This is a genomic window from Limnofasciculus baicalensis BBK-W-15, assembly GCF_024178385.1.
GTDB lineage: Bacteria > Cyanobacteriota > Cyanobacteriia > Cyanobacteriales > Coleofasciculaceae > Limnofasciculus > Limnofasciculus baicalensis.
In genome coordinates, this window is sequence record NZ_JAMZMM010000239.1 from 1 (window position 1) to 9,551 (window position 9,551).

Sequence of the window (9,551 nt, forward strand, 5' to 3'; positions counted from 1 at the left end):
CCCCTTAAATAAGGGGGGCTGGGGGGGTGAAAACTCTAGCGACAAACAAATATCTTTCCCAAAACAGGATACTCCCCCCTTATTCAAGGGGGGTGAAAACTCTAGCGACAAACAAATATCTTTGCCAAAACAGGATACTCCACACAAACCAACCATCACCATCCTATCTGGCATTCAGCCATGGATACCCGCAACCACAACAGTAATTGGGATAATAACAGTATCTTTTCCCCTCCCTAATTTTGAACAGCGACGGGAATCTTGGCAAACTTACCTAACAGAAGCCAATATATCTCTAGATAACATTAATTTAGATACTTTAACAAACCGATTCCGCCTCACATCTCACCAAATTGCCAACGCAGTCAAGAGTGCGGAGAATAAGGTTCGTTGGGAAATTAGTAAGGGATTATCCCATGAATTATCAAAAATTACCATAGATGCCCTATTTGCTGCTGCTCGTGGCCAATCCGGACATCATTTAGCCGCCCTTACCCAGAAAATCGAGCCGACATATAGCTGGGACGATATTATATTATCACCCGATGCTAAAACCCAACTTCGAGAAATTTGCGATCGCGCAAAATACCATTATCTTGTCCAGGAAGAATGGGGTTTTAACCGCAAACTCTCTCTCGGCAAAGGGCTAAATGTTCTATTTTCTGGACCACCTGGCACTGGCAAAACCATGGCGGCTGAAGTCATCGCCAGTGAATTGAAGCTAGACTTGCATAAAATAGATCTATCACAAATTGTCAGTAAATATATCGGCGAAACAGAGAAAAATCTCAACCGAATCTTCACCGCTGCTGCCAACTCCAACGCTATTCTTTTGTTTGATGAAGCAGATGCTTTGTTTGGCAAACGTTCTGAAGTCAAAGATGCTCACGATCGCTATGCTAATATTGAGATTGGCTACCTCCTTCAGAAAATGGAAGAATATGAAGGAGTCGCCATTCTCACTACTAATTTCCGCAGTAATATGGACGATGCCTTTGTGCGACGCTTGGCTTTTATTATTGAGTTTCACTTTCCCAATCAAAAGCAGCGCCGTCTGATTTGGCAGCAAATCTGGCCGGATACTGTGTCTATATCAGATTTAGACTTGGATTTCCTGGCACATCACTTTGAGATTTCCGGGGCAAATATTCGCAATATTGCTTTGGCGGCAGCATACCTTGCCGCTGACGACGGTGGAGTCATCAAGATGATTCACCTCATCCGCGCAATTCGGCGAGAGTATCAGAAGATGGGGAAAATCCTGATAGAAGAGGATTTCGGCAAATATGCTGGGCTGAGGTAGAGAGATTCGCGATGCCGAAGGCTGGCGTTGCGATCGCTTTATTTGATGTAGAACAAGAATCATCTTCATGCGGTAAATTAATCCTATTGCGATATTTTGTAACAAAAGCTACTAAACCCTAATTTAAAAAATGTATTTTTTGTAACCGAAATAGAATAAATGCGACCAATCGCAGTTAAAGGATAACTTGTCTCTGATGTAAAACAAGAATCATCTTCATGCGATAAAATCATTTAATCGCAACATTTTGTAACAACAGCTACTAATCCATAATTTAAAGAATGTCATTGTTATAAATGAAATAGAATAAATACGACTCATTTTTCCTCAAATAACATACAGTTGAGGGTGAGTCTATATCCAGTAAGTTCTAGAGAAATAAGGTCAGCCGTTTTGGGTGCTTTTTCCAGTAATTTCTCTAAATATTGAAACCAAGAAGTAACGAGTAAATAGGGAAGCAAAATGACTAGATTCACCAGACGGAAATTCATCGTCACCGCAGGCGCAACCACCGCAGCCTCTCTATGGCTTAATGCCTGCACATCTGGCAGTAGTGGTTCAAATAATACCGCCACATCAGAAAGTCCATCTAGTCCATCTTCCCCAGCGGCTGCTGGTTCAATTGAGACTCCGGAAGTCACCACAGCAAAATTAGGATTTATTGCCCTAACTGATTCTGCCCCTTTAATTATTGCTCAAGAAAAGGGACTCTTCGCCAAGTACGGCATGAAAGATGTGGAAGTCGTCAAGCAAGCCTCTTGGATAGTAACTAAAGAGAATCTGGAAATAGGTTCCCAAGGAAATGGTATTGATGGGGCGCATATATTGACTCCCATACCTTACAAGATGTCTTTGGGTCAAACCAAGAATAAACAACCAGTGCCAATGTATATTCTGGCGCGGTTGAATACTAACGGTCAAGCTATTTCCATCGCTGATACTTATAAAGATCTGAAAGTTGGTGCTGATAGCAAACTACTCAAAGATGCCTTTACTAAAGCAAAATCTGCTGGTAAAGAACTAAAAGTCGCTATGACTTTTCCCGGTGGTACTCACGATTTGTGGCTGCGCTACTGGTTAGCCGCAGGTGGTATCGATCCAGAAAAGGATGTTTCAGTTATCCCTGTACCTCCTCCCCAAATGGTGGCAAATATCAAAAGTAAGGGGATGGAAGCTTTCTGTGTTGGAGAACCATGGAATGCTCAGTTAGTGAACCAAAAACTAGGTTATACCGCATTAGTAACAGGAGAACTTTGGAAAGATCATCCAGAAAAAGCCTTCTCAATGCGTGCTGATTGGGTAGATAAAAATCCCAAAGCTACTAAGGCAATTCTTATGGCTATCCTAGAAGCTCAACAGTGGTGCGATAAAGCAGAAAATAAAGCAGAAATGGTCAAAATTATTTCTGGCCGTAAATGGTTAAAAGTACCAGAACCAGACATTCTCGGACGTTCTCAAGGCAACATTGATTATGGGAATGGTAAGACTGTAGAAAATAGTCCTTTGTTAATGAAATTCTGGTCAGATAATGCTTCCTATCCCTACAAGAGTCACGATCTTTGGTTCCTCACTGAAAATATCCGGTGGGGCTACATGCCCGCTGACACAAAAACAAAGGAATTAGTTGATAAAGTCAATCGTTCCGACTTGTGGAAAGAAGCAGCCAAAGCTCTTAAAGTACCAGAAGCTCAAATCCCCACCAGCGATTCTCGTGGTGTAGAAACCTTCTTCGATGGCGTGAAATTTGACCCAGAAAAGCCAGAAGAATACTTGAAGAGTCTCAAAATTAAAAAGGCTTAATCGATGAGGGAGTGGGGAGTGGGGAGTAGGGAATGGGGAGTGGGGAATAAAAAAAATATTTACCAGATACCCCCACTTACCCAAATCCTCCTCTACAGAGCTAACTCCCCCTATTGCATCTACTAATATTCAACTATTACATTCCTCCAATAATTAACAATGGCAACAAACATCGACACCCGTACCCAACGCCAGGTTAAAGCAAATCCCCTGGTTACATTCATACAGAAAAACTCGCAGAAAGTTATCCGTCCATTAATTGCTATGGTAATTTTTATGGCAGTATGGCAACTGCTATGTATGAGTCCTGAAGCAAATTTGCCTAGTCCGTTAAAAGTGTTTCAAGAGACATGGGACCCCCTCATTATCAACCCCTTCTTTGATGAAGGTGGCACAGATAAAGGATTAGGATTGCAAATTGCTGCTAGTTTGGGACGGGTGGCGATTGGCTTCTCTCTATCAGCCATTGTTGGCATCGGTTTAGGAATATTGGTTGGTGCGAATCCCTTCATGTACGATGCAGTAGACCCCATCTTTCAGGTATTGCGTACTATCCCTCCTCTCGCTTGGTTACCAATTTCTCTAGCAGCCTTCCGCGATAGTCAACCCTCCGCTATTTTCGTTATCTTCATCACTGCCATTTGGCCGATTATTATCAACACAACAGTTGGTGTCCAACAAATCCCTCAAGATTACAAAAACGTAGCACGAGTCCTCCGCCTATCCAAGCAAAAATACTTCTTCAAAGTCCTATTTCCCTCCGCAGTACCCTACATCTTTACAGGCTTGAGAATTGGAATAGGCTTATCTTGGTTAGCCATTGTAGCTGCTGAAATGTTAGTCGGTGGTGTCGGAATTGGCTTCTTTATCTGGGATGCTTACAACAGTTCCGCTATCAGTGAAATTATGCTAGCTCTTGTCTACGTTGGTGTAGTTGGTTTATTCCTAGACAGGATGGTAGCATTTATCGCCAGTAAGGTGGTACCGGAAGAACAGAAATAGTCATTAGTTGTTGGTTGTTGGTTATTTGTTATTGGTTCAAGAACAAGCCATAACCAAACTCAAAATTAACGCATTCAAAAATCACGTTTCAACAACTAACAACCAAGAACAAACAACCAAGAACAAACAACCAAGAACAAATAACAAACAACCAACAACTAAGGACTAACACCATGTCGATATTTGTAGAAGTTGACCACATTGATAGAGTATTTCCCCTCGCAAATGGAGGGGAATATATAGCCCTCAAGAATATTGAACTAAAAATTAAACAGGGTGAATTCATTTCCTTAATCGGACATTCCGGCTGTGGAAAATCTACCTTATTAAATATTATTGCTGGACTGGATAAACCCACCCATGGGGGTATAACCCTAGAAGGAAGACAGGTAACCCAACCAGGACCAGATCGGATGGTAGTATTCCAAAACTACTCTCTACTCCCCTGGCTAACAGTAAGGGAAAACATTACCTTAGCAGTAGATGAAGTATATCCTAATAAACCCAAAGGGGAACGTAAAGGTATTGTCGAACATCACATAGATTTAGTAGGATTGCGACTTGCAGCCAAGAAGCGCCCTAGTGAGCTTTCTGGTGGGATGAAACAACGAGTTGCGATCGCACGCGCCCTCGCTATTCGCCCTAAATTACTGCTCTTAGATGAACCATTTGGCGCACTAGATGCACTAACCAGAGGCGGTTTACAAGAGCAATTAATGAAAATTTGTGAAGAGAGCCAACTTACCTGCGTTATGGTAACTCACGACGTAGATGAAGCCTTGCTACTTTCCGATCGGATTATCATGCTAACTAACGGACCAGAATCTCACATCGGGCAAATTTTAGATGTGGAAATTCCTCGTCCCCGCCAACGTCTGGAAGTAGTAAATCATCCCAGTTACTATAATTACCGCAACGAAATAATTTACTTCCTCAACCAGCAGAAGAAAGACAAAATGCGGAAAGCTGGTAAACTTAAACCCATCGCCCGCAACGGTTTAGAAAAAGTCAATTTAGAAATTGGCTTTATTCCCCTCTCTGATTGCGCCCCCCTAGTTATTGCCAAAGAAAAAGGCTTTTTCGAGAAACACGGATTAGAACAAGTAACACTTAATCGCGAACCAAGTTGGGGTGCAATTGCCAAAGGGATTGTATCAGGACACTTAGACGCAGCAGCCATGGTAGCAGGGATGCCCATCACCCTCACATTAGGGGCGGGAAATAAACCCAGAGTTCCCATAGTAAGTGCATTAACCTTATCCCGCAATGGCAATTCTATCACCTTAAATAAGCATCTTTACGACTTAGGTGTTCGTACCGCAGCAGATTTCCGAGAAGCGATTCAGGAGACACCAGACAAAGTTCACACTTTGGGAATGGTATATCCCTCTTCCATGCAGAATCTGATCCTACGTTATTGGTTAGCTAATGGGGACATCGATCCTGACAATGATGTCAGTTTAGCTGTAATTCCACCCCCACAAATGGTCTCCAATTTGAAGGCAGGAAATATTGACGGATATTGTGTGGGTGAACCCTGGAATTCCCGTGCAGTTAGTGAAGAATTAGGTGTGGTAGTAGCCACAGATTTAGATATTTTTCCCAGTCATATCGAAAAAGTTCTTGGTGTCAGGGAAGAGTGGGCAAATCAATATCCACAAACTCACTTGGCTTTAGTCAAGGCATTATTGGAAGCCTGCGAATACTGCGATGACTGGCGCAACCGCGAAGAAATTGCCACCTTATTGAGTCAAGAGCAATATGTTGGTGTAGATCTAAAATATATCCGTCCAGGTTTCATCGATCCCTATAATCGGGGAATGCGGAGCCAACCAGAAATACTCCATCGCTACAATCAATTTTATGTTGACAAATCCAACTGTCCGGATCGTGTAGAAGCCCTGTGGATTATGACTCAACTAGCCCGTTGGGGAATCACATCATTCCCGAAAAACTGGGTCACCATTTTGGAAAGGATTTGGCGTACAGACATATTTGGTGAAGCAGCACGGGAGTTAGAGCTTCCCGATGTTGAACGAGATCGGATGCCTATCAACCTGTTTGATGGCACGGTTTTTGACCCAGACGAACCAATTGGATATCTGAGAAAGTTGACAATCAAACGCAAAATTTTAATCGAAGAAATTGACATTGATAGTGTCTTGACTTCAGTACCATAGAGTCAGTTGTTGTTGGTTGTTGGTTGGTTGTTATTGGTTATTTGCCAATCAACGAACAATGATGAACGAGAAATCAGCAAGAAATGACTAACAACTAACGACCAACGACCAACAACCAACAACCAACAACCAACAACCAACAACCAACGACTATGATGACCCTGAAACCTAACAACTCTAACAACGCCAAATTACAAAAGAAGGAATCCAAAATGGGAGAGCCTTTTCTATTAATCGAAGATGTCTCTAAGATTTATCCTACTCCAGATGGTCCTTACACAGTTCTTGATGGCGTTAACCTCACCGTCCAAGAAAGTGAATTTATTTGCCTAATCGGTCACTCTGGTTGTGGAAAATCAACTCTGTTAAACATGGTAGCTGGATTTTCCAGACCCACATACGGTGAAGTGCAACTCCAAGGTAAACGTATCCTTGAACCAGGTCCAGACAGAATGATGGTGTTTCAAGGTTATGCTCTGCTACCTTGGTTGAGTGCTTATGAAAATGTTTACTTAGCAGTCGATTCAGTTTATCCCAGAAAATCCCAAGCAGATAAAAAAGCGATCGTGCGGGAACATTTAGATATGGTGGGATTAAGTGACGCGGCTGATAAAAAGCCCGGACAACTGTCAGGCGGGATGAAACAACGAGTTGCGATTGCCCGTGCTTTATCGATTCGCCCAGAAATCTTGATTCTAGATGAACCTTTTGGTGCATTAGATGCAATTACTAAAGAAGAATTGCAAGAAGAATTACTGAAAATTTGGCGGGAACATCGGGTAACCGTATTAATGATTACCCACGACATTGATGAAGCACTATTTTTAGCCGATAAACTCGTGATGATGACCAACGGTCCAGCCGCTAAAATTGGTGAAGTCATGGAAATTCCCTTCCCTCGGCCCAGAAATCGCGCTCGCATCATGGAAGATCCTCAATACTACGAATTGCGGAACTATGCGCTGGACTTCTTGTTCCGACGATATGCTCATGATGATGCAGCAGATTAAGCTTAATCTATTAAATTATGTAGGGGTGAAGCATTCCCCGGATATGATAACAACAAAAATCAGCAATAGCTTCACCCTGTCCCTGGCGATACAATCTCAACAAAAACTAACAATATTCGGGCGATAACCTTTGGGTTTCGCCCGAATCCTGACACCCCTACAAAATTGATTGTGAATAATGGTGTAAACTACCCACTGCCAAGACAGGAGTACCGAATATAGCCCTTGCTCCCCGCTCCCCCTCAAGGCAAGCGATGCGAAAACCAAATTACTATGATGCACTAAACTCATAAAAGCCAAGGTTTTGTGACAAACTATACCAATTTTAGATACTGAAAGTGTAATTGTTGTAGCTGCAACCAATAAAAACTTGGAAAATTCAATAGCAATTATTTAACTTGCTTATTAGTAAAATTAATTAATTAATTAGTTATTGGTTGTTGGTTATAAATTTATAACAACAAACAACAAATAACAAACAACAAACAACAAAAATAGTGATATCCCTATGAGTGACTCGACTAAAACACTATGTCCTTACTGTGGCGTTGGCTGTGGACTTGAAGTATCGCCTCCAGCTCAAGCAGGGAGAGCAACCAATAGAGATAGTCAGGGAAATCCTATTTGGCAGGTAAGAGGCGATCGCGCCCATCCATCCAGCCAGGGCATGGTTTGTGTCAAAGGTGCAACAGTAGCCGAATCCCTAGACAAAAGCCGCCTCAAGTATCCAATGATGCGGGATTCCCTAAATGAACCATTTCGTCAGGTAAGTTGGGATTATGCCCTAGATCAAATCGTCAATCGCCTTCAGACTGTTCGCTTCACCCAAGGTCCAGAGGCAATTTGCATGTACGGTTCCGGTCAATTACAAACCGAAGACTACTATATCGCCCAGAAATTACTAAAAGGCTATCTCGGTACCAACAATTTTGACACCAACTCTCGCCTCTGCATGTCCTCAGCAGTCTCAGGTTATACTCAAAGCTTTGGTTCCGATGGTCCGCCCTGCTGCTATGACGATATCGAAGAGACAGACTGTGCCTTTTTAATTGGTACTAATACCGCAGAATGTCACCCAATTATTTTTAACCGCCTCCGCAAATACCACAAAAAGAACCGCAAGGTAAAAATGATTGTGGTCGATCCCCGTCGGACTGCCACGGCTGAAGTTGCTGACCTCCATTTAGCAATTAAACCAGGTACAGATATTGACTTACTTAATGGTATCGCTCACTTATTAATGCGGTGGGGCAAGCTTGATACCATGTTTATTGAGGACTGTACTAAAGACTTCTCCCTTTACGCCGAAGTCATTCGCCACTACCCCCCCGAAATTGTTGCTCGCACTTGCGGTATCCCCATCGATGAACTAGAAAAAGCGGCTCAATACTGGGCAGAGTCAAAGCGCGTCCTCTCTATGTGGTCCATGGGGGTAAATCAGTCTTCTGAAGGTACAGCTAAAGTACGGACGATTATTAATCTACACCTGATGACTGGTAATATTGGCAAACCAGGAGCAGGTCCATTTTCCCTCACAGGTCAACCCAATGCTATGGGTGGACGAGAAACAGGAGGACTCGCTAATCTTTTACCAGGCTATCGGTTATTAAAGAATCCCCAACATAGAGCAGAGGTAGAGCAGTTTTGGGGACTTCAACCAGGGCAAATTTCGCCCCATCCTGGTAGGGATATTTGGGATATGATTTTGGGTTTAGAACGGGGAGAAGTAGGATTATTCTGGATTGCTGCGACTAACCCAGCCGTCAGTTTGCCAGACTTAGAGCGGACCAAAGCCGCTCTGTTAAAGTCACCCTTCACCGTCTATCAGGATGCCTATTACCCCACTGAAACCTCTGCTTATGCTCATCTACTGTTACCAGCAGCCCAGTGGAGTGAAAAAACAGGTACAATGACTAACTCCGAACGGCGGGTGACTCTATGTCCTAGTTTCCGCCACCGCCCAGGAGAAGCAAGAGCAGATTGGGAAATCTTTGCTGAAGTCGGTAGGCGTTTAGGTTTCGCTAAACATTTTGACTTTCACGACTCAGCCGCCGTTTACGCCGAATTCGTCCAACTCACCCGTGGGCGAGTTTGCGACATGACAGGCATCAGTCACCAGCGATTGCAAGAAGAAGGTCCCCTCCAATGGCCATCTCCTGAGAGTCGGGAGTCGGAAGTGGGGAATGGGGAGTCGGAAGTGGGGAGTGGGGAACAACCAACAACCAACAACCAACAACCAACAACCAACAACCAACA

6 protein-coding genes are annotated in these 9,551 nt (G+C 43.2%); all 6 read left to right on the top strand.

Going from position 1 to position 9,551, the window contains the following annotated elements; translation table 11 throughout:
- The coding region (locus tag NJ959_RS20115; protein WP_254013525.1) for an AAA family ATPase at nt 1-1,303 on the top strand (1,303 nt) is incomplete at its 5' end.
- A 462-nt stretch (nt 1,304-1,765) separates the two neighbouring features.
- Nucleotides 1,766-3,103, top strand: coding sequence for a CmpA/NrtA family ABC transporter substrate-binding protein (locus NJ959_RS20120; RefSeq protein ID WP_254013526.1), 1,338 nt, complete (start codon nt 1,766-1,768; stop codon nt 3,101-3,103).
- 159 nt (nt 3,104-3,262) lie between these two features.
- Nucleotides 3,263-4,105, top strand: coding sequence for a nitrate ABC transporter permease (gene ntrB / locus NJ959_RS20125; RefSeq protein ID WP_254013527.1), 843 nt, complete (start codon nt 3,263-3,265; stop codon nt 4,103-4,105).
- Between the two features lie 173 nt (nt 4,106-4,278).
- Nucleotides 4,279-6,285: an ABC transporter ATP-binding/substrate-binding protein gene (locus NJ959_RS20130; RefSeq protein ID WP_254013528.1), complete on the top strand. Its 2,007-nt coding sequence runs from the start codon at nt 4,279-4,281 to the stop codon at nt 6,283-6,285.
- A 212-nt stretch (nt 6,286-6,497) separates the two neighbouring features.
- Nucleotides 6,498-7,295, top strand: a complete 798-nt coding sequence (locus tag NJ959_RS20135; RefSeq protein ID WP_254013529.1) for a nitrate ABC transporter ATP-binding protein — start codon at nt 6,498-6,500, stop codon at nt 7,293-7,295.
- A gap of 508 nt (nt 7,296-7,803) precedes the next feature.
- Nucleotides 7,804-9,551: molybdopterin-dependent oxidoreductase (locus NJ959_RS20140; RefSeq protein ID WP_254013530.1), on the top strand; the 1,748-nt coding region annotated here is incomplete at its 3' end.